This is a genomic window from Streptomyces sp. ID05-39B (genome assembly GCF_033794725.1).
GTDB lineage: Bacteria > Actinomycetota > Actinomycetes > Streptomycetales > Streptomycetaceae > Streptomyces > Streptomyces bobili.
In genome coordinates this window covers 25,636-52,245 of record NZ_JARGEF010000027.1, presented here as the reverse complement: position 1 = coordinate 52,245, position 26,610 = coordinate 25,636, and the positions used below count along the sequence as shown (strand labels likewise).

26 protein-coding genes are annotated in these 26,610 nt (G+C 68.9%); 4 read left to right on the top strand and 22 right to left on the bottom strand.

From position 1 onward, the window contains the following. Positions 1–166 precede the first annotated feature (166 nt). From P1P75_RS09500 to P1P75_RS09480, 5 genes are all read right to left on the bottom strand, one after another. Positions 167–1,120 (bottom strand): PmoA family protein, encoded by a 954-nt coding sequence (locus tag P1P75_RS09500; protein ID WP_319253492.1) that lies wholly within the window; start codon positions 1,118–1,120, stop codon positions 167–169. Next, a complete protein-coding gene (locus P1P75_RS09495; protein WP_319253490.1) occupies positions 1,117–2,232 on the bottom strand; it encodes a Gfo/Idh/MocA family oxidoreductase in 1,116 nt (371 codons plus the stop codon). Before P1P75_RS09495 ends, P1P75_RS09500 begins: the two co-directional genes overlap by 4 nt. A gap of 86 nt (positions 2,233–2,318) precedes the next feature. After that, positions 2,319–3,623: an extracellular solute-binding protein gene (locus P1P75_RS09490; RefSeq protein WP_319253487.1), complete on the bottom strand. Its 1,305-nt coding sequence runs from the start codon at positions 3,621–3,623 to the stop codon at positions 2,319–2,321. A gap of 101 nt (positions 3,624–3,724) precedes the next feature. Continuing rightward, complete coding sequence (locus P1P75_RS09485) at positions 3,725–4,621, bottom strand: carbohydrate ABC transporter permease (RefSeq protein WP_319253485.1); 897 nt, start codon at positions 4,619–4,621, stop codon at positions 3,725–3,727. Next, complete coding sequence (locus P1P75_RS09480; protein WP_319253482.1) at positions 4,614–5,534, bottom strand: sugar ABC transporter permease; 921 nt, start codon at positions 5,532–5,534, stop codon at positions 4,614–4,616. Before P1P75_RS09480 ends, P1P75_RS09485 begins: the two co-directional genes overlap by 8 nt. A gap of 229 nt (positions 5,535–5,763) precedes the next feature. Here P1P75_RS09480 and P1P75_RS09475 point away from each other — a divergent pair, with 229 nt between their 5' ends. Then, entirely contained in the window at positions 5,764–6,753 is a 990-nt protein-coding gene (locus P1P75_RS09475) for a LacI family DNA-binding transcriptional regulator (protein WP_319253480.1), read from the top strand. Between the two features lie 136 nt (positions 6,754–6,889). On the opposite strand, the gene P1P75_RS09470 is transcribed toward P1P75_RS09475, so the two are convergent. Then, on the bottom strand, positions 6,890–7,600 hold the full coding sequence (locus P1P75_RS09470) for a cupin domain-containing protein (RefSeq protein WP_319253478.1): 711 nt from the start codon (positions 7,598–7,600) through the stop codon (positions 6,890–6,892). A 125-nt stretch (positions 7,601–7,725) separates the two neighbouring features. Here P1P75_RS09470 and P1P75_RS09465 point away from each other — a divergent pair, with 125 nt between their 5' ends. Next, positions 7,726–8,370, top strand: a complete 645-nt coding sequence (locus P1P75_RS09465) for an SGNH/GDSL hydrolase family protein (protein WP_319253476.1) — start codon at positions 7,726–7,728, stop codon at positions 8,368–8,370. Between the two features lie 157 nt (positions 8,371–8,527). On the opposite strand, the gene P1P75_RS09460 is transcribed toward P1P75_RS09465, so the two are convergent. Together P1P75_RS09460 and P1P75_RS09455 are read right to left on the bottom strand one after the other, a co-directional pair. Continuing rightward, complete coding sequence (locus P1P75_RS09460; protein WP_319253473.1) at positions 8,528–10,801, bottom strand: right-handed parallel beta-helix repeat-containing protein; 2,274 nt, start codon at positions 10,799–10,801, stop codon at positions 8,528–8,530. Positions 10,802–11,453: 652 nt separating this feature from the next. After that, the gene (locus tag P1P75_RS09455; RefSeq protein ID WP_319253470.1) at positions 11,454–12,449 is read right to left on the bottom strand and encodes a LacI family DNA-binding transcriptional regulator; all 996 of its coding nucleotides are present in this window, start codon (positions 12,447–12,449) and stop codon (positions 11,454–11,456) included. A 358-nt stretch (positions 12,450–12,807) separates the two neighbouring features. On the opposite strand from P1P75_RS09455, the gene P1P75_RS09450 reads away from it, so the two are divergent. Beyond that, positions 12,808–13,830 (top strand): LacI family DNA-binding transcriptional regulator, encoded by a 1,023-nt coding sequence (locus P1P75_RS09450; RefSeq protein WP_319253468.1) that lies wholly within the window; start codon positions 12,808–12,810, stop codon positions 13,828–13,830. A gap of 172 nt (positions 13,831–14,002) precedes the next feature. Here P1P75_RS09450 and P1P75_RS09445 read toward each other — a convergent pair whose 3' ends face one another. The 14 genes from P1P75_RS09445 to P1P75_RS09380 all read right to left on the bottom strand — a co-directional run bounded on the left by P1P75_RS09445 (position 14,003) and on the right by P1P75_RS09380 (position 25,522). Next, complete coding sequence (locus P1P75_RS09445) at positions 14,003–14,245, bottom strand: hypothetical protein (RefSeq protein WP_319253466.1); 243 nt, start codon at positions 14,243–14,245, stop codon at positions 14,003–14,005. Next, the gene (locus P1P75_RS09440; protein WP_319253464.1) at positions 14,242–14,436 is read right to left on the bottom strand and encodes a ferredoxin; all 195 of its coding nucleotides are present in this window, start codon (positions 14,434–14,436) and stop codon (positions 14,242–14,244) included. Before P1P75_RS09440 ends, P1P75_RS09445 begins: the two co-directional genes overlap by 4 nt. 165 nt (positions 14,437–14,601) lie before the next feature. Then, positions 14,602–15,618 (bottom strand): 4-hydroxy-2-oxovalerate aldolase, encoded by a 1,017-nt coding sequence (gene dmpG, locus P1P75_RS09435; RefSeq protein ID WP_319253462.1) that lies wholly within the window; start codon positions 15,616–15,618, stop codon positions 14,602–14,604. Further along, positions 15,615–16,580: an acetaldehyde dehydrogenase (acetylating) gene (locus P1P75_RS09430; RefSeq protein ID WP_319253460.1), complete on the bottom strand. Its 966-nt coding sequence runs from the start codon at positions 16,578–16,580 to the stop codon at positions 15,615–15,617. Before P1P75_RS09430 ends, dmpG begins: the two co-directional genes overlap by 4 nt. Next, positions 16,577–17,431 carry a fumarylacetoacetate hydrolase family protein gene (locus P1P75_RS09425; RefSeq protein ID WP_319253458.1) on the bottom strand — a complete coding sequence of 285 codons (855 nt, stop codon included), beginning with the start codon at positions 17,429–17,431 and terminating at the stop codon, positions 16,577–16,579. Before P1P75_RS09425 ends, P1P75_RS09430 begins: the two co-directional genes overlap by 4 nt. A gap of 119 nt (positions 17,432–17,550) precedes the next feature. Next, positions 17,551–18,363 (bottom strand): 3-(cis-5,6-dihydroxycyclohexa-1,3-dien-1-yl)propanoate dehydrogenase, encoded by an 813-nt coding sequence (hcaB, locus tag P1P75_RS09420; RefSeq protein WP_319253456.1) that lies wholly within the window; start codon positions 18,361–18,363, stop codon positions 17,551–17,553. Continuing rightward, positions 18,363–18,911 (bottom strand): 3-phenylpropionate/cinnamic acid dioxygenase subunit beta, encoded by a 549-nt coding sequence (locus P1P75_RS09415; RefSeq protein ID WP_319253454.1) that lies wholly within the window; start codon positions 18,909–18,911, stop codon positions 18,363–18,365. Before P1P75_RS09415 ends, hcaB begins: the two co-directional genes overlap by 1 nt. Next, on the bottom strand, positions 18,908–20,311 hold the full coding sequence (locus P1P75_RS09410; RefSeq protein ID WP_319253452.1) for an aromatic ring-hydroxylating dioxygenase subunit alpha: 1,404 nt from the start codon (positions 20,309–20,311) through the stop codon (positions 18,908–18,910). Before P1P75_RS09410 ends, P1P75_RS09415 begins: the two co-directional genes overlap by 4 nt. 48 nt (positions 20,312–20,359) lie before the next feature. After that, the gene (locus tag P1P75_RS09405) at positions 20,360–21,295 is read right to left on the bottom strand and encodes an alpha/beta hydrolase (RefSeq protein ID WP_319253451.1); all 936 of its coding nucleotides are present in this window, start codon (positions 21,293–21,295) and stop codon (positions 20,360–20,362) included. A gap of 29 nt (positions 21,296–21,324) precedes the next feature. Then, complete coding sequence (locus tag P1P75_RS09400; protein WP_319253449.1) at positions 21,325–22,236, bottom strand: VOC family protein; 912 nt, start codon at positions 22,234–22,236, stop codon at positions 21,325–21,327. Then, positions 22,233–22,565: a bifunctional 3-phenylpropionate/cinnamic acid dioxygenase ferredoxin subunit gene (locus P1P75_RS09395; RefSeq protein WP_319253447.1), complete on the bottom strand. Its 333-nt coding sequence runs from the start codon at positions 22,563–22,565 to the stop codon at positions 22,233–22,235. The genes P1P75_RS09400 and P1P75_RS09395 overlap by 4 nt, the downstream gene beginning before the upstream one ends. Before the next feature lie 37 nt (positions 22,566–22,602). Beyond that, the gene (locus P1P75_RS09390; RefSeq protein ID WP_319253445.1) at positions 22,603–23,883 is read right to left on the bottom strand and encodes an FAD-dependent oxidoreductase; all 1,281 of its coding nucleotides are present in this window, start codon (positions 23,881–23,883) and stop codon (positions 22,603–22,605) included. A 183-nt stretch (positions 23,884–24,066) separates the two neighbouring features. Further along, positions 24,067–24,681: a TetR/AcrR family transcriptional regulator gene (locus P1P75_RS09385; RefSeq protein WP_319253443.1), complete on the bottom strand. Its 615-nt coding sequence runs from the start codon at positions 24,679–24,681 to the stop codon at positions 24,067–24,069. A gap of 49 nt (positions 24,682–24,730) precedes the next feature. Further along, positions 24,731–25,522 (bottom strand): IclR family transcriptional regulator, encoded by a 792-nt coding sequence (locus P1P75_RS09380; RefSeq protein WP_319253441.1) that lies wholly within the window; start codon positions 25,520–25,522, stop codon positions 24,731–24,733. Between the two features lie 240 nt (positions 25,523–25,762). Between P1P75_RS09380 and P1P75_RS09375 the strand changes: the two genes are divergently transcribed. After that, the gene (locus P1P75_RS09375; protein WP_319253440.1) at positions 25,763–26,587 is read left to right on the top strand and encodes an SDR family oxidoreductase; all 825 of its coding nucleotides are present in this window, start codon (positions 25,763–25,765) and stop codon (positions 26,585–26,587) included. The last annotated feature ends 23 nt before the right edge of the window (positions 26,588–26,610 follow it).

Genomic DNA, 26,610 nt, shown 5'->3' with positions numbered 1-26,610 from the left:
ACACCACCCCCCAGGTCATCCGTTCGACAGGGGGACACAGTCATGCCGGGCCCGGAGGCCAGCGGCCCTCTTGCAGGACCGCGAAGAACATAACGGGGAGGAAGGCGTGCACTCCCTGGTGAGCGGGGAGTGCACGCCGGGGGCTTGCATAGCGAGCAGGGTCGGCTCACCCCGTCGCGAAGCGCCCTGAAGAGGATTCTGAGGACGGCGTGTCCGACCGTGTGAGCGCCCGGCGTACCGCGTCGGCGAGTGCGGGAGCCGCGTTCGCGTTGGCATCGGCGATCCCGACGCCGTAGCGGAACCGCACGGTCGCGCCGTCCTCGACGGTCAGCTCCTCGCTGAAGAACGGTGCCGGATTGAGGCAGGCGAACTCCTCGGTCCGGGCGAACCACTGCGGCGGGTGACTCGGGTTGGCCGCGTCGTCGACCATGAGCACGAGCGACTGTGCGTCCGTCTCGTCGTGGCGTCCGGCGAAACCCATCCACTCCATGCGCCGCCCGCGGACCTCGTCGCCACCCAGACCTTCCTCGGTCACGAACTGCCCGCCGGTGAACGACCGCGGGCCTCGCCAGAACAGGCCGCCGTAGCCGGCGTTCTCGCGCCCCTTGGTGGTCGGCGATCCCATGGCGACGTCCGTTCCGGAGACGTTCGTCATCCGTGTCTCGAACGTCAACGCCCAGGCGTGCGGTGAGATCAGACTCGCTCGCAGCGTCCTGCGTTCGGTGAAGAACAGCGCGCCGGACTGGGTGGTCCAGTCCAGGTCGTGGGCGAACGTCGCCGTTCCGTCGGCCCTGTCCAGGTCGACGACCCGGCGGTGGGCCTGGGTTCCGTTGTTCTCCAGCTGGACGTAGAAGCGTCCGTGGATGTAAGTGGGACCGCCCCAGAAGTTCTGCTCGCCGACGTGGGGCAGGGACCAGGCGATGCCCTTGTGCCACACGTGGTCGTGGGGACGGAACAGGCTGACCGCCTTGCCGGCCCGGGTGCGCAGGGGATGGATGTAGGGCTTGGGCGATTCCAGTTGGACGGTGTCCGGCTGGTACACGTAGCGGAACAACTCGGTGCCGCCGTCGCGGACCGTGACCGAGGTACCCAGGTCGTGGCGGATCTCAAGAGCGTTCATACGAGGGCCTCCTTGACCGGTTCCCACGGCACGGCGCCGCCGTCCATGCTGACCGCGAACGGGTCGTCGGCGGTCAGTTCGCCCGCTGCGACGGGGACACCGCGGAAGGCCGAGGCGTACGTCGCCGCCGCGAACTCCAGTGTGCGACGCGCGTCCTGCAGACAGACGCCGGGTTCCTGTCCATTCTCCCAGGCATCGAACACGGCCTCGATCTGGAGCCTGTGGCCGCTCGTGATGTCCGGCTCGTCACGGTCGGCCCAGAGGTCCGAGAGCTCCTCGTGGCCGGGGGCCGGGGTGAACCGCCAGTGCTCCTCGCTGTAGCCGTAGAGGTGCTCGAGTTCGACCGTGGCGTATTCGAAGTCGAAGCGCAGGCGCGAGGTCTCCCGGGGGGACAGCAGGGAGTTGACCACCGTGGCGAGGGCTCCGCTGCCGAACCGGACGGCGGCGATCGAGACGTCCTCGGTGTCCGTGGGCCGGGCCTGGCGTTCGGCGAGTGCGGTGATCAGCGACCAGGGGCCGAGGACCGACAGCATCAGGTCGAATTGATGGATGCCGTGTCCCATCGTGGGACCGCCTCCCTCGACGTCCCAGCGTCCCCGCCACGGCACCTCGAAGTACGCGTCGGGCCGGTACCAGAGGGTCTCGCAGGTGGCGACCAGTGGCCGGCCCAGCGCGCCGGCCGTGGCCAGCCGTCGCAGGCGTACCGCCGCCGCGCCGTAGCGGTGCTGGAAGACGGTCAGTACCTTGGAACCCGTCTCCTCCTGCACCGTGGCCAGTTGGTCCAACTCACGCAGGCTCAGCGCCGTCGGCTTCTCCACCAGGGCGGTCACGCCCGCCCGCATCACCATGGATGCCAGGGGTGCGTGTGTCTGCGGGGGCGTACAGATGTGTACGAGATCGAGGTCTTGGCTCTCCAGCAGCGCCTGCGGGTCACTGAAGACGTGTGGCACGGAGAATCGGTCGGCGAACTCGGCGGCACGGGTGGGGTCGACGTCGGCGACGGCGACCAGCCGGGCACGTTCGGAGAGTTCGGTGAGGGCTTCGGCATGCGCGTGGGCGATACCGCCGGTGCCGATGATGGCCACGCGGTACGGCGGCCGGGGGCTGGGCATGGGTGTGTTCTCTCTCTTGGTTCCTGACCCACATGTCGTGGGGCTCCCGGGGGCCGTGGCAGAGGCGACGGCCCCCGGGAAGGAGGTCACTTGGCCGCGTCGATCTCGCCCTGGAGCTCCTTGATGAAGGCCTTCGCGGCGTCTTCGGGCGAGGTCTTCCCGAAGTAGACTTCCTGGCTGTAGCGCTGCAGCTGCGGTTCGATGCCGCTTCCGCCGTTGGGGGTCACGACCGGCGACTCACCCGGGGTCACGGCGTTCATGTAGTCGGCTGCCGCCTTGTCGGTCCCGGCCAGTCCCGGCTGGAGGTGCTTCAGCATCTCCTTGTTGGCGGGGATTCCTCGCTCCGTCTTGAGGATGTCGGCGGCCTTCTGGTCGTTGAGCACGAAGTCGACGAACGCGGCTGCCTCGGCCGGGTGCTTGCTCTGGCTGGAGACCGCCCAGTACATCGAGGGCTTGAAGAAGTTCGCCTTGGTGTTGCCGACACGGGGCATCTGCAGCAGTTGCACATTGGCTCCCACGGCCTGCTGAATTGCGGTGATCTGGGTGTTGTACACCCCCATCATGGCTGCCTTGCCGGTGGCGAAGCTGCCGGCGGTGACACCCGCCGTCAGGTCTTCGACCATCGTCGACGCCTTGACGCCGGCCCCCGAGGAGATCAGGTCCTGACCGTACTTCCACATCCCGGCGAGCGTCTCGGGCTTCAACGAGACGTTGCCGTCCTTGTCGAAGAGGTTTTCACCGTGCTGACGAGCCCAGTACTTGACATCGCCGGCGGAGAAGCCGGGTGCGCCGGCCGCACCATGGATCCTGCCGCCGCTCTTGTCCGTCAGCTCCTTCCCGATCTTGGCGTAGTCGTCCCACGTCCACGTTTTGTCGTCGGGAACCTTCACGCCGTACTTCTTGAACAGGTCGGTGTTCACGAGGACTGACAGGACGCCGACGCCGACGGGAAGCGCGTACTGCGTTCCGTTGACCTGTCCGGTGGCCAGGGCCTGGGCGTCGAACTGCGAGGTGTTGAGGAGCTTCTTGGCCTTGCCGAGGTCGTACAGCGCTCCGCGGTCCGCGTACGACGCGAGATACAGCTCGTCCATCTGGACGACGTCGGGAGAGTCCTTGGCCGCGGTCGTCGTGGCGAGCGCGTCCCAGTAGCCGTTCCAGTCCTTGTACTGGCCCTTGACCGTGATGTTGGGGTACTTCTTCTCGAACGCCTTGATGACCTCGTCGGTGAGCTGGGCGCGGGCGTCCGCTCCCCACCAGGTGGCGCGGATGGTGACCGGCTTGTCGCTGAGGTCGGAAGCGGCGCCGGTGCCGCCGCCGGAGCAGGCGGTCAGCGCGAGCGAGAGTGAGGCGACCGCTCCGATGGTGACGCGTCTGAAGGGGCTGGCTTTCATGTGGTTCTCCTGTGCCTGATGGGTGGGTCAGGTTGATGGCTGCGGTGCTCCCGAGTGGTCATGGCTCGGTCGCCTCGCATGTCCGGCAGTGGCCCCCGCAGCTACTTGCCGCCGGTGGTCGCGATGCCGCGCAGCAGGAAGCGCTGTCCGGCGAGGAAGACGAGGAAGACGGGTACGAGCGACACGACACTCATGGCGAACACCGAGCCCCAGTCCGTCGCGGTCTGCTGGTCGACGAAGGTGCGCAGTGCGAGAGGCGTGGTGTACATGTCCGGGTCGGTCAGGTAAATGAGCTGGGTGTAGAAGTCGTTCCAGGTCCAGATGAAGGTGAAGATCGCGGTGGTCGCCAGCGCCGGGACCATGAGCGGGAGGATGAGGGAGAAGAAGATCCGCGCGTGCCCGGCTCCGTCGATCCGTGCGGCCTCGTCGATCTCGCGCGGGATGCCCCGGATGAACTGCACCATCAGGAAGATGAAGAAGGCATCGGTCGCCAGGAACTTCGGCACGATCAGGGGCAGGAACGTGTTGACCCAGCCGAGCTCCGAGAACAGGACGTACTGCGGCACGATGATCACGTGGATCGGCAGCATGATGGTGACGAGCATGACGGCGAACCAGACGCGCTTCGCCCGGAATTCCAGCCTGGCGAACGCGTACGCGGCCAGGGAGCAGGCGAGGAGGTTCCCGAGGATCGCGCCGGTCACGACGATCGCCGAGTTGATCATGTAGTGGCTGAACGGTTGGGAGAAGGCGTTCCAGCCGTTGCTGTAGTTCTCGAAGTGCGGGTGCGTCAGGGCGAGTCCCGCGCTGCGGAAGATCTGGTTGTTGGGCCGCAGCGAGCTGACCGCCATCCACAGGACGGGGTAGAGCATCGTCAGGGCGCAGAGAGCCAGCAGGCAGTGTTTGAGAGGGGCGCGCACCGCGCGCCTGATCCGGCGTATCGCGTGGGGGCGGGGGGTGGGCAGCGAGGGGGGTACGGCTGCGGTGCGGTCAGTCATCGTAGAACACCCAGTACTTTGAGGCCCAGAAGTTGACGGCGGTGAAGGCCGCGACGATGAGGAGCAGGACCCACGCGAGCGCGGACGCGTAACCCATGTCGAAGTGGCCGAACCCGCGCTGGTACAGGTACAGCGAGAAGAAGAGGGTGGAGTCGGCGGGGCCTCCGGTGCCACCGGACACCACGAAGGCCTGGGTGAAGGTCTGGAAGGCGTGGATGATCTGCAGCACCAGGTTGAAGAAGATGATGGGTGTCAGCAGCGGAATGGTGATGCTGTGGAACTGGCGCCAGCGCTTCGCGCCGTCGACGGAGGCCGCCTCGTAGAGGGAGGTCGGAATCTGCCGCAGCCCGGCGAGGAAGATCACCATGGGGGAGCCGAAGGTCCAGACGTTCAGGACGACGAGGGTCGACAGCGCCGTTCCCGGCTCCGAGATCCAGCCCTGCCCCTGGATACCGACGAGGGACAGGGCCTCGTTGACAAGGCCGTTGGTCCCGAACATCGCGCGCCACAGGACGGCGATCGCCACGCTGCCGCCGATCAGTGACGGCAGGTAGAAGACGGAGCGGTAGAAGGCAAGTCCACGCACTCCTCTGTCCAGCAGCAGGGCGAGCCCCAGGGCCATCGCCAGTTGGAGAGGGACGGAGACCAGGACGTAGCTGAACGTCACTTCGAGCGACTTGTGCAGACGCTCGTCGTCGACCATGCGCGTCCAGTTGTCGAGTCCGCTGAACTGCGGCGGCTGCAAGAGGTTGTACTTGGTGAAGCTGAGGTAGAGCGAGGCCAGCATCGGGCCGAGAGTGATCCCGAAGAGCCCGACGAACCATGGCAGTAGGAAGAAGAACGCCACCTTGTTCTGCTGTCGCGCGCCCTTTTGGGACCCGCGCAGCCGGCGTAGTTCGTTGATGGAGCTCACGGCACTGCTCCCTTGAGCGGCGGCATCGGCACACAGTGGTGCGGGCCCGTCCCGGGCCACGCGTCACCCAAAAAGTGATCGTTCACTTTGTGGGATGCGAGGACCATAGTGAACGATCACTTTTTGCGTCAAGAGTGTGTAGTCTCTGACTTCACCGAACGTTGACGGAAGGTGGGGGAAGCGGATGGATGGCGCTGACACGGCGCGACGACGGCCTACGATCACCGATGTGGCGCGACTCGCCGGTGTGTCACCCCAGACGGTGTCGCGGTATCTGCGGTTCAACGGCGGGCTGAAGCCCGCGACCCTGGAACGCGTGGAGAAGGCCATACGCGAACTCGACTACCGCCCCAACCTGGTGGCGCGGTCGATGCGCACACGGAAGACCGGCCGACTGGCGATCCTCATGCCCGCCATGGCCTTCAACCCGTCACGCATGCTGGCAGGAGCCAGCGCCACAGCACACGCCGCGAGGTACTTCGTGGACGTCGTGAGCGCCGGAGGCGGCGTACGGGCGAGGAGTGATCGACTGCTGGAGCTCGCCGATTCGGGACAGTACGAGGGGATTCTCTCCCTGGCTCCCGTGCTTCCCGAGGTGGAGCGCAAACTGCACCAGCGGACGACCGTGGTGATCTCGGCCGACTTCGACGACGAGATGCGCGGCATCGGGGAGCTGGCCGACGCCACGCCCGTAGTGCGGATGATCGAGCACTTGGCGTCCCTCGGCCACTCCCGGTTTCTTCATGTGGCGGGCGACGCGCAGTTCGCTTCCGCCAGGGCGCGCCGGCACAGCTATCTGGATACCGTCGAACGCCTCGGGGTCGAGTCCGTCGGCGTCTTCGACGGAGACTGGTCGGGAGAGTCCGGCATCGAGGCGATACGGTCGCTCCCGAGCCGTTCGCGGCCGACCGCGGTGATCGCGGCCAACGACCTCGTGGCCGCCGGCGTCATCCGGGGCGCCCGGGAGCGCGGCTGGGACGTGCCGGGCGACCTCAGCGTGACCGGTTGGGACAACGCGGGGGTCGGGCAGTTCATGACCCCGTCCCTGACCACCGTCGACGTGGAGCTCGAACAACTCGGCAGTACGGCCATGTCCAAGCTGATCGCGGGGTTGCTCAATACGGTGCCCGAGGCGAAGGAGGAACCCCTCCTCCGCATCATCTGGCGGGAGTCGACGGGCGAACCACCCGCGACCAAGCATCCCAGCCGCAAGCGGTGACCAAGGGCGGGCGCTGCCGGAGTGGGCGCGGGCCGTCGGCTCCCGTCCGTCCCTCTGCCGACGCTGGCGTCCTGCCGGCCTCAGGCGAGAGCCGGCCCGGCCGCGCACGCTGCCGGGCCTCAAGCGCACACCGGCATCAGTTCTGGTAGACGTCGAGCCGACCGCACATCCCGAACTTCCCACGGGCAACGGGCTGTTCGGACCTCACGGCGGCATCCACGAGATGGGGGGACTCCCCCCGCTCCAGCCAGTCGAGCTGCGCCCCAGTGGCCGCGGCGGAGGCCTCCGCGCCTTGGCGCCACCGCTCGCGCCACTCGGCGATGCGGGGCCGTACCAGCGCGGCGGCAGCCCGGTGGAACGCGGCCAGGGCCTGCGGCCCCTCGGCCTCCCGCAGTGCCCGGTAGCCCTCCAGGGCGAGGTCCCGCCGGGCGCGGGCGGCGCGCTCCTGTTCCTCCTCGGGCGAGTCGGCCGGGATGGCGGTGGCACGGGCGTATGCCTCCGGATCGGTCAGGTACTCCGCGGGCAACGTGAGGACCGCGTCCCCCGCCTCCGGCAGCCCGCTGTTCTGCATCAGAACCGTGATCCGCAAATCACTCTCGTTGACCAGCCGGTGGATGGTGCCGGGCGTGAACCAGGCGACCGTACCGGCCTGGAGCGGAGTGACCTCGTACCCGGATGCGGTCAGCGTCTGCACGGCCCCGCGTCCGCCGGTGACGACGTAGGCCTCCGAACAGGCCAGGTGCATGTGGGGGGTGCCGCCGCACGCCCCGTCGGCGGCAGGCCAGTCGTACACCGACAGATGCGAGACGGCGACGCCCCCGGGCAATCCGGTGTTGGTTGTGCTCATGTGTCAACACTCCACTTCATGAAAGTAAGCGCTTTCTATGGCTGCAATTTACGCGCTGATCGCCCAACGGGTCAATGTTCTGCCTAAAATCAATCCTGAAATACCGAAGCTGCAGGGAGAATGATGTGAACAGTGGGTTGGCGGGCAAGAGTATCTACGCCTTCGGGGACAGTATTGTGTATGGACATGTATATCCGCACAGTTTTGTGGACCTCGTTTCAGAGCGCGAGGGCATGACCCTCACGAAGTTCGCCCGGAATGGCGCGACCATCGGTGCCGACCCACATGCTTCCGGCGGGCAGATACTTGTGCAGGTCGAGGAGTCGACCGGCATCGCGCCGGACTTCGTCATCTTTGACGGCGGCACCAATGACGCCCAGTCCATCTTCAGGGACCGCGCTTACACGATCGGCACCTACGCGGGCGAACTGGACAGGACGCTGCACGAGATGAAGCGGAAATGGCCGACCGCCCGCATCGTGTACGTCGCCGCCCACAAACTCGGTTCGCGGGACTGGGGCACCCAGGTGGCGCTGCGCGAGGTGACCCTGCAGGCCTGTCGCAAGTGGGGCATCGCCATTGCCGACATCTTCGGGGACACCACGTTCGATACGCGCGATGACGCTCAGCGTGCGAAATACACATTCGATGACCTGGTCGACGGTTTCCCTGGCACGGATGGGTCGGGAACGCATCCCAACATGGCCGGTATCACCGCATTCTATGTGCCGGTGGTAAGCGACATGTTGCAGCAGATTTCATCACGTTGATCAGTACGGCAATCAGCGCTGCCAGGCCGATATCGGCCTGGCAGCGCTGATTGCTCTTTGTCAGGGCGTCAGCTTGCGCTGAGCACCCTGGAAGGTGGAAGCGCTTACTGCATCGGGTGCGCTTACCCTAATATCGCGCCACCATTGGACCTGGCTGTCACTGGCCGAATTCGGTACCGCGGGAGATGCGGACGTCGTCCACGTGCACGGCCCCGCGCTCGCCTCCGTTCGAGTACCACGCGACCTTCGCGATCCCCGGCATCGAGGTGCGGAACGCCGCGTCGTTCAGCACGCGCCGGCCGTCGATGTCCAGGTCGAAGCGCTGGTTCACGGTGTCCACGGTGAGCTTCACCGGGTACCACTTGCCAGTGGTGTACGTGCCGATCACACGGTCCGTGGTTCCCTCGTACGCGTGGATCTCACCGCGCGCGAACGCGACGCTGACGACGGGGGCGCCGCTGGCGTTGTACAGGTAGGGCAGCCCGAACCAGCCGGCCTGCGTGTCGTTGCGCATCACCTGCGCGTCGATGGTCACCACGCCCTGCAGCGGGGTGCTGAAGAGCCGGGCGAGGTTGGTCCCGTCGGTGCCGCCGCCTTCGATGGTGCGGGTCAGCCGGGCGCTCTTGTCGGTGGCGGACGGTGTCCCCACCACGGAGACGTCGTTGTTGGTCGAGATGACCCGCCATCCGTTGGTCCCGTTGGCGAGCGCCCCGGTCGCCAGGCCGTCGAAGGTGTCCGTGAACGCGATGTTGGGCGCGCCGCGTTCGAGGGCACCGATCTCCGGACCGTTCCCGATCGGTACGGTCGCCCCGGAGTAGTCGAGGCCGCCGTTGCCGGTGATCGTGGCACCGGAGTCGGCGAAGACCGACCCTGACTGGAGCGCGAAGTTCGCCGCCGTGGCGAGTCTCGTGCCGTTCTCGTCACCGTAGGGCCCCGTGACGCCGGCGTTCACGAACTGCGGAGCGCCGACCACGGCGTTCACGTCGGACGAGGGCCGAGTCGTCAGGTTGGACGAGTACCCGTTGTTGTTGTAGACGATGCTCGACTGTTGCCTGAACTCAGGTGCGGCATTTCCGGAGATGAACAGGTTGTCGGTGAACGTCACCTTGCCGCCGACACCGCCGCTCACCATGGTCGGCGAATCGGTGTTGGCGAAGGTGTTGTTGTAGACGTGTGCCACCGAGCCGGTCTGCTGCGACATGTGGATGTTCCACCGCTTGCTGCCGGTGATGACGTTGTAGCGGATCACCACGCTGCCGAACTTGACCGCGGAGTTGCACGCGCACAGCAGGATGCCGTCGCCGTTGTCGTGGAGGTAGTTGTACTGGAACAGTTGGTTGGTGGTGCCGATGTCGGGGTCCAGGGCGTTCTGGTCGGCACCGCCCGACGAGAGGTGGGTACCCATGATCTCGTTGTGCTGGACGGTGACGCTGTCGGCCATATTGGTCTCGACGCCGGAGACACCGACCCGGTCGATCACGTTGCCTTCGACGAGTGCGCCCTTGACGCCGGTGATGTAGATGCCGTTGCAGCCGAAGGGGGTGTTCGCCTGCGTGATGTAGTTACCGCGGAACGTGACGTTGGTGTAAGGCTTCCACTTGGAGTCGCTGGCCGTCTCGCGTTTGCCCCAGCCGGTGTACACGGCGCCGGGCGCGTCACCGGCGTACTGCTTCGTGACGATCCCGTTGAACGAGGTGTTCTTGATGGTGGAGTTCTGCACGGTGATGCCGTCGAGCAACGTGGGGGCGCCGGGCGCGGTGATGTCCTGGACACCGGTGAGGAAGGCGATGCCACCCGTGTTCTTCGAGCGGTCCCAGCCCTGCACGAAGGTGATGCCCGGCTTGTTGCCGGTACTGCTGCCGCCGACCCACTTGACCTCGCCGGTGACATCGTGCACGTCGACCGAGTCGATCACGAAGTGGTGCAGGGTCTGGCCGTTGTCACCGTGTACGCCGATGCCACGGAAGTCGCCGAGCTTCGAACCGTCCGTCGTGCCCGTGGGTACCGCGTTCGACACGTCGAGGTTGCGGATCTCCCAGTACTCCTGGTTGTACAACCGCACGGCGTCGCCGACCGTGCCCTGACCGGCGATCTTCGGCTTGGTGCCCGAACCGTAGCTGTCGATGGTGATCGGGGCGCCGTCGGAGCCCGACCCCTTCGGCCACAGCTGACCGGCCCAGCTGTCACCGGCCTCGAAGCGGATGGTGTCGCCGGGCTGGAATGTCTTCGCGTTCACCTTGCTCAGCGAGCGCCAGGGCACGCTGGTGCTGGTTCCGGCGTTGCTGTCGTTGCCACCCGCGCTCACGTAGTACGTGGTGCCCGCGGCGAAGGCCCGCTGCGCGGGGATGAGCACGATCGACGCGAGCACGACTGCCAGCGCGCACAGTGCGGCGGCTGTCGCTTGTGACACAAGTCTTCGGTTGCCGGTCATGGTCCTCTTCTTGTCGTCTGTGGTGGTGAGGTACTGACTCCTGTCGTGACGCCTCCAGCCGGGACATCGCGTAACGGCTCGGGGCGCGGGCAGTTCGGAACTGTGCGGTGGACGGGACAACGGGTGCCCGGCACGGGCGCGGTCCTGCCTGACATCCCCCGTCGGGGGCTCACCGGCAGCGGCTGCTCCGAGAGCCGCGCTTCCCGTGTCGCAGTGCCCCCCCGGAGGGGAGGTCGGCCGTAGAGAATCTGCATGCCTGCCCTTGTGGCCGCAGTGGGAAAACGTATTCCGCGCAGTGTGCCCAGCGGGACTCGAGTGCGTCAAGGTTTCGAGCGGATGAACGCGTCGGCATCGCGGAGGCCCTTGCCGGAAGGTGAGGGCACACCCATGCGGCTGTGTCGGGCCGGATCAAGGCTCCCGTCGCGTTGCCGCTGCTCACGCCTGTGAGGGTGAGGTAGCCGCCGTTGCTGCATGCTCGCTTCCACGGCGCCGTTCCTGCGTCGGAAATCGCATTCCGCGCAGTGCCCGTCCGTGATCGAAGGCGTCAAGCGGCGGGTCAGCGCCCGACAACGCGTCTTCGGCGCCTCAGGTTCTGGTGACCGTAGGTGCGGTGTGCTCGGCCGGAGCGTGGAGTGATCGGCTCCCGGGCAGTTCAGGCGACGCGGATCGCCGTGCTGTCCCGCACCACGACCTGCCCGCGCATCATCAGATCCTCTCCTTGCGCACGTTCCGCGAGCGCGAGGCGGACCGCCTCGGTACCTGCCTGGACCAGCGGCAATGACACGGTCGTCAGTCGCGGTGTCACGTCGGTCGCGAGCTCGATGTCGTCGAAACCGGTCACCGATACGTCGTCCGGCACCGCCACCCCGGCATTCCGAAAGGCGGACATCGCGCCGATGGCGATGGTGTCGTTGGCGGCGAGAACCGCGTGGGGCGGCTCCAGCCCCTCGGCGACCAGACGTCGCGCCGCATCGGCCCCTCCTTGGCGGCTCACCGCACAGTGCGCGATCCGGATGTGCCGCGCCTCGACGCCGCCGTCGCGGAGCCCGGCCATGAAGCCCGCGGTACGGGCGGAGACGTTCCCCTGCCCACGCGCGCCGGCAAGGATCGTCACGTGCCGGTGCCCCACCCCCGCGATGTGGGCGGCCAGTTCCTTCGCGGGACCGTGATTGTCGAAGCTGATGGAGTCGAACGGCATATCGGTGTCGCCGACGATCACTACCCGGCCGCCCTCGCGTTCGTAGCCGAGCAACTCGTCGAGCAGGCGCCCGCCGAGGGCCTTCGTATCGAGGCGGCTTGAGGTCAGAATGAGCGCACGCGGCCGCAGAGCACGCTGCACCCGGACGGTTTCGAGCTGCCGCTCGGCGGTGCCGTGGGTCGACGAGACGGTCACGAACGCCCCGGCGTCGCGTGCCCGCCGTTCCATCGCCGCGGCGACCATTCCCATCGACGGGGTCGTGAGGTCGTCGCCGACGACCGCGATCGAGTCGTTCGCGCGCCGCATCGCCCGGGCGGAGGCGTCCACGGTGTAGCGCAACGCGGCTGCGGCGGAGAGGACCCGCTGCCGATATTCCTCCGCGACCGTCCGGGAACTCCCGCCCAGCACGCGTGATGCGGTCGGGACCGACACTCCGGCGGCCGCCGCCACGTCGCGCAGGGTGACGGTCGGCCTCGCTGAATGGGGCATCGTGCCGTCCCTCCCGCACCACGAAAACGAGCCGTCGTCGACGCTACCCGAGGATAGCCCCGGCCAGGCCGCCGATACGGGGACCGAGTGCCGGTGACCGGCTCCGGAAACGGCGTCCCGTCGGACGGTGGTCGCGTTGGCCCCGGACGGGGTCCGCCGGGCATGGGCGCGTAGTGAGCGGTCGGCCCACGAAGTTACCCTCCGTAGTCACTCCGCGACTTCCGGGCGCTGTGCGGCTCGGTGCACAATGTGCGGCATGGAAGATGGATCGGCAGCGCCTGCACGGCGTCACGGGGAGGCCGTATCCGGGGAGCGTCAGGTGACCCTGCGTGACGTGGCGCGGTCGGCGGGCGTCTCACAGGCGACGGCGTCGCGGGTACTCAACGGCAGCGTTCGCAACGTCCGGCAGGCGAACGTCGACCGTGTGCTCGCCGCAGCCGCGGAACTGGACTACGAGCCGCACCTCTCCGCGCAAGCGATCGCGCGGGGCTCGACGAACATCGCCGCGTTGGTCGTCAGCGGTGTCGACGACCCGTACTTCTCCTCCATCGCGGCGGGGGTGACACAGGTAGCGGAGGCTGCCGGACTCATCGTGACCATGGCCGTGGCGGACCGCTCCCCTGAGCGTGAACTCCAGATCGTCAGCACGCTGCGCGGCATGCGGCCCCGTGCCATCATCCTGACCGGCAGTCGCATCGATGGCACGGACACCCGCGACGCTCTCCTCGAAGAGCTCGACGCCTACCGGGAGGCGGGCGGTAGCGTGGTCCTGATCAGTCAGCACGACCTGCCTTTCCGCACCGTGTCCATCGACAACTACGGTGGCGCTCGACAGCTGGCCCGCGCGCTGGTGGGCCTCGGCTACCGGCGGTTCGCGGTGGTACGCGCAGACGCCGGGCTCAGGACGTCCCGTGACCGGTGCGATGGCTTCGTGGACGGTCTGCGCGAGTTCAACCTCGGCGTCGACGAGCGGTTCGTGGTCGAAGCCGAGTTCAGCCGCCGAGGGGGTGGTGCGGCGGCCCGGGAACTCGTCCGGCAGGGACTGGACGGCACGGAACTCGTCTTCGCGGTCAGCGACGTCATGGCGATCGGTGCGATGACCGCATTCCGCGACGCCGGGCTTGTCCCCGGCCGGGACATCGCCGTCGCCGGCTTCGACGACATCGGCCCAGCGGTGGACGTCGTCCCGGAGCTGACCTCCGTCAACGTTCCTCTTCGGCAGGTCGGGCTCCGCGCGATGGAAGTCGCGCTCTCCGGCGACGACGCTTCGCGGATCGTACCGATCGCCACGAACGTCGTCCTGCGGGAAAGCACACCGGTTCTGCCTTCTGAGCCCTGGTGAGTCCGGTGCCGGCAGTCAGGCTCAGCCGGTTGCCCCGAACCGCGCCGGGCACGTCGGTCGCCCGCTTTCGCTCCATCACCGGATGGCGTGCATCATGTGCGCTGCGGTCCGAGCGCGGATGTCCTTCTCGACTGGATCGAGTCCGAGTTCGCGCCCCAGCGCTGCTTCCCTGTCAGCGGCATCGGTCACTGCGCGCGATGAACTTGCCGGTCACCAGCCGGTGACCCGCTTCCAGACATCGCTCCTCGCCGCTGCGGGCCCGTGGTAGGTGCGCTGCCGACATCACTGGAGCCCGTCGATGGTGCCGCCGTTGCTCTCGGTGCACGGTCACCTGGCCGTCGAAGCCCTCGGTGCGCAGGCTCTGCGCCGCCGTGACCGCGGCGATGGACCCACCGACCACGACGATCCGCCTCACGGCCGCACCTTCAACGCCGCGACGGGACACACCCGAACGGCGGCCGCGACGACACTCTCGTGTTCCGCGTCCACCTCGTCACTTGTCAGGTGCAACTCGCCCTCGTCGTCGAGCCGGAACACCTCGGGCGCGGTCTGCTCACACAGCCCGTGGCCCTCGCAGCGGTCGAAGTCGACCACGATCCGGGTCATTTCACGGGTCCTTCCATACGGCGATGACGGGAAGAGAGGTCCTCCCGATTGCGGTGCCACCAATCTGGCCCGTGACATCCGATCTGGGAAATCGATTCCTTGGATGATCTGAATCCAGTGGACGAATACAAGCACCTTGCGCGGCGGGCGGCGGCCGTGGTGCCGTCAGGCTCGGCTGCCGTCGAGCAGGTCGAGAGCGATGTCGGTGATCATGTCTTCCTGGCCCCCGACCATCCCGCGGCGGCCGACCTCGACGAGGAGGGCACGGGTGTCGACTCCGTACCGCTGAGAGGCGGTTTCGGCGTGGCGCAGGAAACTCGAATAGACGCCCGCGTAGCCGAGGGTCAGCGTTTCCCGGTCGACGCGCACGTCCCGGTCCTGGAGCGGACGGACCAGGTCGTCGGCGGCGTCCATGAGCGGGAACAGGTCGCAGCCGTGTTTGAAGCCCATCAGGTCGGCGACCGCGATGAACGCCTCCAGCGGGCAGTTGCCGGCGCCCGCGCCCTGCCCGGCCAGGGAGGCGTCCACACGCGTCACCCCGTTCTCGACGGCGACGACGGTGTTGGCGACGCCGAGGGCCAGGTTGTGGTGGGCGTGGATGCCGAGTTCGGTGGCCGGGTCGAGGAGGTCGCGGTAGGCGTGCAGACGGTCGCGTACGCCGTCCATGGTGAGGCGGCCCCCGGAGTCGGTGACGTACACGCAATGGGCGCCGTAGGACTCCATCAGCTTGGCCTGGCGGGCCAGTTCGGCTGGATCGGCCAGGTGAGACATCATCAGGAAGCCCGCCACGTCCATGCCCATCTCGCGGGCCGCGGCGATGTGCTGGGCGGAGATGTCGGCTTCGGTGCAGTGGGTGGCCACGCGCACCGAGCGGATGCCGAGAGAGTGGGACCGCTTCAGGTCGTGCAGGGTGCCGATGCCGGGCAGCAGCAGGGTGGTCGGGACGGCCTGGCGTACGGCGCCCACCACGGCCTCGATCCACTCCCAGTCGCTGTGGGCGCCGACGCCGTAGGTGATGCTGGAGCCGGCGAGCCCGTCACCGTGTGCGATCTCGATCGCCGCCACGCCGGCCGCGTCCAGTGCGGAGGCGATGGTACGGGCCTGCTCGACGGTGTAGCGGTGCCGGACGGCGTGCATGCCGTCCCGCAGGGTCACGTCCTGCACGTACAGAGTCGGGGTCACGCGGTCACCGCCTCGGGGGAGACGTGGGCGGCCATACGTTCCGCGGTGCGCAGCGCGGCCGAGGTCATGATGTCCAGGTTCCCGGCGTAGGCGGGCAGGTAGTGGGCGGCGCCCTCCACCTCCAGGAAGACCGACACCTTCACGGCGCCGCCTTCCGTGTCCGGCGGTAGCAGGCCGCGCAGCGGGTCGTCGGCGGCGACCCGGTCGAACTGCACCTTCTGCTTGAGCCGGTAGCCCGGCACGTATGTCCGCACACCCGCCACCATCGACTCGACGGAGGCGGCCACCGCCGCGTCGTCGCAGTCGCCGACGAGGCAGTGGACGGTGTCCCGCATGATCAGCGGAGGCTCGGCCGGGTTGAGGACGATCACCGCCTTGCCGCGGGCCGCGCCACCCACCTTCTCGATCGCGGACGCGGTGGTCTCCGTGAACTCGTCGATGTTGGCACGGGTACCGGGCCCTGCGGAGCGGGAGGCGATGGAGGCGACGATCTCGCCGTAGTGCACGGGAGTGACGGAGTCGACCGCGGCGACGACCGGGATGGTCGCCTGTCCGCCGCACGTCACCATGTTGACGTTGGGCGCGTGGAGGTGGGCGTCGGCGTTGACCGGCGGGACGACGTAGGGGCCGAGCGCGGCCGGGGTGAGGTCGACGACCCTGCGGCCGTGCGCGCGCAGGACCTCGTCGTGGCGGCGGTGGGCTCCGGCGGAGGTCGCGTCGAAGACGATACGGACGTCGGCGAACTCGTCCATCGCCACCAGGCCGTCGATTCCCTCGTGCGTGGTGGCGACCTTCAGACGACGGGCGCGGGCCAGGCCGTCCGAGTCGGGGTCGATGCCGGCCATCGCGACGATCTCCAGGTCCTCCGACAACCGCAGGATCTTGATCATCAGGTCGGTGCCGATGTTGCCCGAGCCGATGACGGCGACCTTGGTGCGGGCGGACGGGGGTGTCGTGCTCACTGTTCGCTCTCCTTGTCAGCCTGGGCGTCGGCCGGTGCTTCGGCCGGTACGTCGTCCCGTGCCTGGTCCGGCGCGAAGCCGACCCGGACACCGCCCAGACCGGAGATGCGGGCTTCGAAGAAACTGCCTGGCGCCGCCACGGCCATGGGGCCCAGTGCTCCGGTCAGGACGATGTCGCCCTCGCGCAGTGGGTCGCCCATGGCGGCCAGGGTCGACGCCAGCCAGACGGCCGCGTTGAGCGGACCGTCGAGGCAGTCCCGGCCGGTGCCCTCGGAGACCGGATCGCCGTCCCTGAGGAGGGTCATCCGGACGGTTCGCAGGTCCACCGAGGTCAGCGGGACCGGCGCGGTGCCGAGGACGAACAGGCCCGATGAGGCGTTGTCGGCGACCGTGTCCACCAGGCTGATGTCCCAGCCGGCGATACGACTGTCGACGATCTCCAGGGCGGGCAGCGCGAAGTCGACGGCCCGGATCACGTCGGCGACGGTGGTCCGCGGGTGCGCCAGGTCGCGGCCGAGGACCAGCGCGATCTCCGCCTCCACCTTGGGCTGGAGCAGGCGTCCCGCCGGAACCGTACCGCCGTCCGGCACCGCCATGTCCGCCAGCAGCGCTCCGAAGTCGGGCTGGGCGACGCCGAGTTGGGTCTGAACGGCGGTTGACGTGAGACCGATCTTGCGGCCCACGACACGGCGGCCCTCCCGCATCCGCCGCTCGATGTTCAGTCGCTGGACGGCGTACGCCGACGCCACGTCACCCTCGGTGAACAGGTCGCGTACGGGGGGACAGGGAGTGCCGGACTGCTCGGCGTCGAAGAGGGTGTCCGCTGCCTTGCGGATGTCGGCGTCGGTCATCGCCGCCGCCGCGGCGGGTGGGCAGAACGCATGGGTGTCTCCGGAAGGGGGTGCGCTGGGGGTGGTGTGGGCCCGGGCCGCCCCGCCGATGGGGGAGGCGGGGCGGCCCGGGCGGTTGCTCAGTTCTCGTGCAGACTGAGCGCGATACCGCGTCCCGCGGCCACGTCCACGACCGTGCCGGTGGACATGGCGCCGTAGCGGCGGGAGGCCAGGAGGAGGAAGGCGCCGACGTAGTCCTGCGGTCTGGGGGCCCGGCGCAGAGGTCCGTGCTTCTCCATGATGTCGTCCATGGGCAGGGAACTCAGCGGCGTGTCCGCGTAGTTCAGGGCGGCGGGGCCCCGCAGGTCGGTCGACATCCCGCCGGGGGCCACGGCGTTCACCCGCACGTCGGGAGTCAGCTCATAGGCCAGTTGCCGGACGAGTCCGAGGCCGGCGTGCTTGGACGACACGTACAGGCTGCCTCCGCCGCCCGGGTACAGGGCGGCGTTCGACAGCGTGACGACCAGCGAGCCGTTCGTCGCGCGCAGGGCCTCGAGCGCGGCCTTCGCGCCCAGCAGCGGCGCCTTGACGTTGAGGGCGTACACCTCGTCGAAGGCGGCGGAGATCGCGTCGTCGGGCAGGTCCGCCAGGCGGACGGAGAAGTCCCACAACCCGGCGTTGGCGACGAAGCAGTCGAGCCGGCCGAAGGCGTCCAGCGCGGCGGCGACCGTCTCGCGGTTGTCGGCGAGGAGCGTGGCGTCGCCCTCGACCACCCGCACCCGCTCCGGCCCGAAGTCCGAGCGCAGCGCCTCGGCCTTGGCCGGGGAGCGCTCCAGGACGACGACGCGGGCGCCCTCCTCGACGAGGCCGTCGACCAGGGCCCGGCCCAGTCCCGAGCCGGCGCCGGTCACGGCGACGACCTGGTCCTCCACCCAGCCGGTGTGCGCGCTCATCAGAACATCACGCTCATGTTCTTGCTGAGGATCACCGACTGGTCGAGGATGATCCGGCGCCGGCTGATCCGCAGGCCGTCCGGAGTGCGCCGGAAGCGGTCGGTGCGGCCGCAGGCGAAGGAGTCCTGCTCGTCCTCCAGGCGGTTGCGGACGATGAGGAGGTACGAGGTGACCGTGAACTCCCCGGCCCTGGCGTCCTCCTCGCCGATGACGACGTTCGTGAGCAGATGCCGCACCCGGGGCAGCGGGTCGTCGGCCCACGCCTTGCCGGTGGCGATCTTGGCGATCCGCTCCGCGAGGAAGGGCTTGTCGTCGTCGATCAGGGCGAGGGCGTCGTCGTGTTCGACGGTCTCCGGGTCCCGGGAGGAGTGGTTGCGCCGGATCGGCATGTAGTACCGGAGATCGTCGGTGAACAGTGCCAGCCAGGCGTCGTAGTCGTGCCGGCCCAGCAGGTCCGCCTCGCGGTAGAGGAACTGTTCGACTTCGTACTGGAGCAGGAGCCGCTCCACGGTGATGCCGGATGCGGTCTCGGGCAGCAGGGCGGTCATGCGATCACCGCCTTCGCGGACTCGGTGACGGGGGTTTGGGGAGCGGGGGTTTCGGATGCGGGGGTCTCCGAGGCGAAAGTTCCGGAGGTGAGGCTTCCGGAGGAGGAGGCCCCAGAGGCGGCCTCTTCGGCCGGGTGCGGCACGGCCATCAGCTCGGACCAGCGCCGGTAGAAGTGCCGCTGGTTGATCTCGCTGTACACGGCGTCGACGGTCCCGGGGAACTCCGGGAAGTTCTTGTTCGGTTCCCGGCCGGTCCCCATCCCGTAGTGCAGGGGCAGCGACGCGGTGACGAAGCCGTCGCTGCCGTTGGCGCTGTAGTTCCACTGCTCGGCGTCGTCCTGTTCCCAGGTGCCGGACGCGCTGAAGTGCCGCTGGTAGTCGAGGAGCAGCGCCCGGCGCACTGCGGGCGGGGCGCTCTTCGGCAGGATCGCCCAGGAGTGCACCTCCATGGCGTCGGGGCCCTTGGGGTGCCAGACCCGCAGGGTCCAGCGGTTCCACAGCAGGGACAGGTTCGGGAAGGCGGTGCCGTGGATGAGGACGGCACCCGTGGCGCGGGCGGGCCCGAGGCGCTCGGCGGCGCGCTCCAGCATGCTCCCGATCCAGTCCTCCACCTCGGCGGAGAAGCCCTGCGCGTGCCAGTAGGGGTAACCCGGGTAGCCGCCCAGGCCGTGGCCGCCGGGAAGACCGACCTGGAAGCCCTCCTCGGGCGGACGGATGCCCTTGCTGTTGGGCGCCTCCGCGATCATGGAGGACAGGTGCGTGGAGTAGGCGTGGTACATGTCGCCGGCGAACTGCTCGGCCCCGAACTTCCAGTTGCCACGCATGCGCCACTTGTGGACGCCGGCGGCGGCCGTGGCGCCCTCGTCGTCGAGGTCGACGAGCACGTCGAGGTAGTACGTGAAGCCGCCGAGGTACTCGGCCAACGGCGGGATCTCGGTGTCCCACGTGCCGAACACGAGCCCCTTGTAGGTCTCCACGCGCGGCACCACCGCCAGACCCCAGGCGGAGTGGTCCAGCCCGTCGCCGTAGGCGGCCTCCTCCTCGGGAACGCTCAGCAGCGCCCCGTCGGTGCCGTAGGACCAGCCGTGGTACGGGCAGGTGAACGCCTTGGCGTTGCCGGAGTCGTAACGGCACACCCGCATGCCGCGGTGACGGCAGGAGTTGAGCACCGCCTTGTGCGACCCGTCCCGCTGCCGGCTGACGATGACCGGGTCGGCGCCCATGTAGGTGGTGAAGAAGTCACCGGGCTTGGTGAACTGGCTCTCGTGGGCGAGGAACAGCCAGCTGCGGGCGAAGACCCGGGCCAGCTCCTGCCGGTGCAGGGCGGGGTCGGAGAAGATGGACCGGTCGATCAGTGTCTCGGCGTCATCGGCGAAAGCCCTGCCGCGTTGCAGACTCATGCCGTCTCCGTTCGGTGTGCGTGTGGGTGGATCGGGAGGGTGCGCCGTTCAGCGCGTGAGGAACCGGGTGAGCACCGCGTTGAACTCGTCGGGCTTCTCCCACTGCGGCCAGTGGCCCGCGTCCGCGAAGGGATAGAAGTCGGCGCCGATCACGTCGGCCCAGTACTCGCCGTAGTCGGGGCCGTGGCCCGGGTTGTGCTCACCCCAGACCACCAGCGTCTCGGGGCGCCAGGACTTCAGGTCGTCGTGGGTGTACGGCAGTTCGTAGAGGTGGGGTCCGAAGGTGCCGCCTCCGTCGAGGTTGAAGATGCCGCGCAGCGACCGGTTGACCTCGGGGTCGGAGTAGATCCGCCGGCGGACCGAGACCATGTCGTCGGTCATCCGGTCGGGCCGGGAGACCAGCCACCGCAGCCGGTTGCCGAGGTTCTCGGTGGTGGGTTCGGTGACGGCCAGCGCGGAGAGCTGACCCAGGTTCGACGCCCCGCGGGTGGCCGGCGCGAATCCCTCGCGGTCGGGGCGGTTGAGGTAGAACCCCGCGTTGAGGACCATCCGGTCGAAGCGTTCCGGGTGGTGCAGGGCCAGGTTGACGCCGAGCTGCGCCCCCATGGACTCGCCCTCGTAGAACACGCTGCGGTAACCGAGGGCGTCGATCAGGTCGATGACGCCGTCCGCGAGCTGGTCGTACATCCGGGGGACATCGAGGTCGTCCTTGGAGGAGAAGCCGTGGAAGCGGGCGTCCACGGCGTAGACGTGGAAGTGCTCGGACAGGGCCCGCAGATTGCGGGCGAAGGTCTCCGCGTGCCCGCCGATGCCGTGGTACATGAGCAGCGGCGGGCCGTCGGACCCGGCCTCGATGACACGGTGGCGCCACCGTTCGCCGTCCACGAAGCGGACCTGGCATCCGGCGAGCTCCGCCGCGATCGTGCCCCATTCCTCCAACGGCCGCTCGGTGACCGGTTCCTTCAACTGCAAGTGGCGAGCCATGACGGGCCTTTCGGTCTCCGGTGCGGGGGTCAGTACTGCCAACCGGGCTCGGGGCCGCGGACGTTGTCCGGGGTGCGCTTGTGACCCCACCAGCTCTCGACGGGGTAGCGGTGCTCCACGGCCTCCCAGCCGTCCTCGTCGATCTGGAGGCCGAAACAGCCGTATTCGAGGTCGAAACCGGAGGGGGTGCGGACGTAGAAGGAGAGCATCTCGTCGTTGGAGTGCCGGCCGAGGGTGTTGACCAGCGTCGCGGCACCGTCGCGGCACTTGTCGTAGGCGCGGCCCACCGCGTCGAGGTCGTCGACCTCGAACATGATGTGCAGCAGACGCGCTCCCATGCCGGGCACCGAGGCCAGCCCGATGCTGTGGTGGCGGGGGTTGCAGCGCAGGAAGTAGGCGTCGCTCGGGCCCTCGGGCATCCGGTCGCTGACACGGAAGCCCAGCAGCCCGGTGTAGAAGGCGAGCGCGGCCTCCATGTCGGGGACGAGGAAGAAGGCGTGGCCGAAGCCGAGGCCCTTCGTGCCGTGGGTGATGAACCGGGCGCCTGTGGGGGACACGAAGGCGGTCTCGCCGTACATCTGGCCGTAGAAGATCTCCACGGTGGTGCCCGCGGGGTCCTCGACGACGATCAGGTCGGTGACCTGACGCCGGGCGGCGAGCTCGGTCTGGTCGCGCTTGACGGCCACACCGTTCCTCTCCAGCTTCTCGGTGAGCTCGGACAGGGCCGCCGCGTCGCGCACCTCCAGGCCGAGGTGGGAGAGGCCGTCGGCGTCAGCCCGGCGGATCTCCGCGCGGTACGCGCGCTCGTCGGCTCTCAGCCGCAGCGCGCCGTCGGGTCCGTCCACGGCCTGCAGGCCGAGGGTGGCGGTGGCGAACGTGCGCCACGCGTCGACGTCGGTCGCCTCGATCCCGACGTAGGCGAGAGCGATGACTTCACTCATGAGACGGGCTCCTTGATCATTGCGTCGTCGATCTCCACGTACACCTCGCCGTCCTCGACGCGGACGGGGAAGGTACGCAGCGGTTCGGTGGCGGGCAGGGTCAGTGCCCTGCCCGTGCGCAGGCAGAACTTGGCGGAGTGCAGTGCGCACTCCACGACGGCCTCCTCGACGAAGCCGTCGGCCAGGGAGAATCGGCCATGGGTGCAGGTGTCCGCGGTGGCGTAGTACTCGCCGTCGGTGTGGAACACGGCGACGGGCGGCTGGGAGGGGACGACGACCGCGTCGCCCTCCTCCAGTTCGCCCCCCGCGCAGGCACGGATCCAAGGCATCGGTGGTGCTCCTTCGTGTGATGCGTGGAAGGAAGTCTCAGACGGCACCGGCATCGGACGCGAGCGATCGTTCCAGTGGTTTGAACGCTTTCGCGGACTTCACGAGCGCACGCAGGTTCGTGTCCGGCGAGGAAAGGTCCGCCGCCACCGGAGCGCCGGTCTCGATGAGCGGCCGGACGGTCCGCAGGTCCTTCGGCCGGTCCAGGGCCGCCGCGGCGGTGACACGGCCGTCACGGAGCCAGAAGCCGAGGAAGGCGGTGTCCGTGGCGTCCTCGCGCAGCACGAAGGTGTCACCTTCGGCGAAGCGGCCGTACATCTGCAGGGTGTGGCCGAACTGCTCCGAGTAGAAGTACGGCAGGCCGGTGTGCTCCTGATCCGCCGCCCCCGCCATGACGGCCCCGGCGACGGCGCCCTGCCTCTGCGCGTTGTCCCAGTGCTCGACGCGTCCGGGGGCGGGCAGGTGGGGGTTCGGCTGGCACGTGACGTCGCCGGCGGCGAGGATCCACGGATCGCTGGTGCGGCACCGCCGGTCGACGACCACACCCCGGTCGCACACGACACCGGCACGCTCGGCGAGGCCGGTGTCCGGGCGCACCCCCACCCCCACCACCACGGTCGCCGCGGGCAGCACCTCGCCCGTGGTCAGCCGGACGCCGTCGACCTCGCCGCTCCCCGTGAACTCCAGGACCGACACCCCGGTGCGGACACGGACGCCGCGGCGCGTGTGCAGGCCGGTCACCCGTCCGGCCAGGTCCGGTCCCAGAGGGCGCTCCAGCGGTCGGGGCGCCTGTTCGACGACGGTGACCTCCGCCCCCGCATCCCGGGCCACCGCGGCGACCTCCAGGCCGATGAATCCCCCGCCGACCACCACCACGGGGCCACCGTCCGCGAGCCGGTCGGCCAGTTGCCGCGCGTCGTGCACATCGCGCAGGGTGAGCACGCCGGGCAGGCGGGCCCCGGGGATTCCCGGCAGCAGTGCCTTGGCCCCCGTCGCCAGGAGCACGCGGTCGGCCCGCAGTGCGCGGCCGTCGTCCAGCACGACGAGGCGGCGCGCGGGTTCGAGGGCCAGCACACGCGTGCCCAGCAGGAGGCCGACATCCCGCTCGGCGTAGACCTCGGCCGGCACGATGGGTACGACGAAGCGCGACTCCGTACCGGTGAGCGCCTTGGACAACGGCGGGCGCTCGTAAGGGAGTTCGGCACCCGCGTCGACCACGGTCACCTTTCCGGCGAACCCGTGGTCGCGCAGGGCGAGTGCCGCGGCGACGCCCGCCGCGCTGCCCCCGACGATCACGTGATGCTCTGTACTGCCCCACATGTGTTCCTCCGCTCCGTGCCGGACGGCAGAAAGCTAGGAACCCTCGGCGGTCTCGGCACGCGGACGTTCCGGCCGCCGGAACGCGGGCAGTTGTCGTCCCGGTGGTCGGAACGCGGGGACCGCGACCACCCGGACCTTCCTTAACGTTGCGGGCCGTGCGGTCCGCGGGCCGGACAGCCGGCGTCATGCGCGGGAGCTGAGGTCCTCGCACCGGCCGATCACCGCGAGGACGGCGTCCAGGGCGCGCCGCAGGCTGGTGACGTAGTCCTGGCTCACCGACGTGCGGGCCACAATGGCGCCGTCGGTGATGTCGAGCGTCATCGCGGCCAGATCTCGAGCGACCACCGCGGCGTCGGCGAGACCCGCGTCACGGGCGACGGGTTCGATCACCCCGGCGATGCGGTCCACGAGGATCTCGTGGATGCGCCGCGTCTCCGAGCGCACGTCGAGGTCGTCGTGTTCCTGCAGGCGCAGCAGGAGGTACACCCGCAGGTACCTGGGGAACCGCTCGAAGACCTCGGCCGCCCGCATGTAGTAGCTCTCCAGCCGCTCGCGAGGCGAACCGTCGAGGGCGGTCTCCGTGGGCAGAGCGTCGAAGAAGCGCTCGGTGCCGTGCCGGAGTACACCGACCGCCAGGTCGGCCTTGTTCTTGAAATGCCAGTAGAGAGATCCGACCGGCAGGCCGGCCGCCTTGCACACCGCGGAGATCGACATCGCGGCATAACCGCGCCGGGCGAGCAACTCCTCCGCCGCGTCGAGGAACACCTGCTTGGACGACGCTCCGGCCTCTTGTGTCATGCGCGTATTGTCCTCGAACCGGAGGCCATCGAGCTGACGGGTCGGGCCGTCACAGGCACCCCGACGCGTGTGTCAGCGACCTGGACACGGCGGCAGCCGTTTCCCGCAGCGGTCTGATCAGGACGTCACCCTGTCCCGAGGCCGCCGGGAACGCCACCGACAGGGCTGCTACGACCTGGCTGCCGAGACGCAGCGGTGCCGCGATGCAGCTGAGCCCTTCGACCGCCTCGCTCCGGTCCTTGGCGACGCCCTCGCCTTCGATCCGGCGCAGCTCACGCCGCAGCACCACCGGATCGACCACGGACTGCGAGGTTCTGCCACGCAGGGCTCCGCTCAGCACAGCGTCGCGTTCCGCCGCGCCGGCGTGCGCCAGCAGTACCTTGCCGACTCCGGTGAGATGGGCGGGCAGGCTTCCGCCGACAACGGTGGGCAACGGCAGGGCCGAGCGGCTGCGCAGCTTCTCCAGGTAGATCACGTCCGCTCCCTGGAGTACGGCGAGGTGGAGGGTCTGGCCGGTGGCCCGGTGCAGGGCCTCCATGTGCGGCAGAGCCACGTCCCGCAGGGCCACCTCGGGGGAACAGGACCCGAGCTGGAACATCGACAGGCCCATGCGGTAGCGGTCGCCCTCACGTACCACGGCGCCGAGCTGGGTCAGCATGCCCAGCACCCGGTGGACCGTCGACTTCGGCAGTGCGCTGCGCCGGGCGACCTCGGCCAGGGGCATGCGGCGGTGGTTCTGGTCGAAGGCGTTCAGGACCGCGAACGCCTTGTTCAGGATGGAGGGGGTCGCCGTGAGCCGGGTTTCCGGGATGGCAACGGCGACCGAAGCCGTCTCAGGCATAGGGCCTCCATCGCTAGAAGGATCGTTCTAGTGGAAGTTACGTACGCGTGTCGGAGCTGTCAACGGCGTCGCGCACGCGGCGGTTCCCCGACGCGAGTAGTGCGGGGGCGATCCGGCGGCCGGCGTCCTCCAGCGCGGTGTTACTCATGCTCAAGAAACTACAGAGGAACTACTTGATACTCAGTCTCAAGACGGTCTAGAGTCTCGTACCGAAAGTTCGTTTCGAGCAGGAGTGTCCTCATGAGCAAGATCTGGTTCGTCACCGGTTCCTCGCGCGGCTTCGGCCGCCAGTTCGTCCAGGCGGCCCTGGAGCGCGGCGACAAGGTCGCGGCCACCGCCCGCAACACCGAATCCCTGGCGGACCTGGTGGCCGCCCACGGCGCCGCGATCCTGCCGCTGAAGCTGGACGTCACCGACAAGGCCGCCGCGTACGAGGCCGTCAATCGGGCGCACGAGCACTTCGGCCGCCTGGACGTGATTGTCAACAACGCCGGCTACGGCCTGTTCGGCGCGGTCGAGGAGCTGACGGAGCAGCAGGTCCGCGACCAGATGGAGACCAACTTCTACGGCGCCCTGTGGGTCACCCAGGCCGCCCTGCCCCTCCTGCGGGCCCAGGGCAGCGGACACATCGTGCAGATCTCCACGGTCGGCGGCGTCGTCTCCTTCCCCAACCTGGGCGGTTACAACGCCTCCAAGTGGGCCCTGGAGGGCCTGACCGAGGCCCTCGCCCAGGAGGTCGCCGGATTCGGCATCAAGGTCACCCTCGTGGAGCCCGGCGGCTTCGAGACGGACTGGGCCGGCGCTTCCGCCACCTTCGCCGGGCAGCTTCCCGCCTACGACGACCTGCGCGCGGCCGTGGCCGCCGCCTGGGGCGACGTCAAGACCGGCGACCCGGCCGGCACCGGCCCGGCCCTGCTGAAGATCGTCGACGCGGACAACCCCCCGCTGCGCGTCTTCTTCGGCACAGCCCCCCTCCACCTCGTCCCCCAGGTCTACGCCGAGCGGCTGAAGACCTGGGAGGAGTGGGCGGCGGTCTCCGCCGAGGCCGAAGGCGCCGCGGCCTGAAACCGCACACGGCGACGCGACGC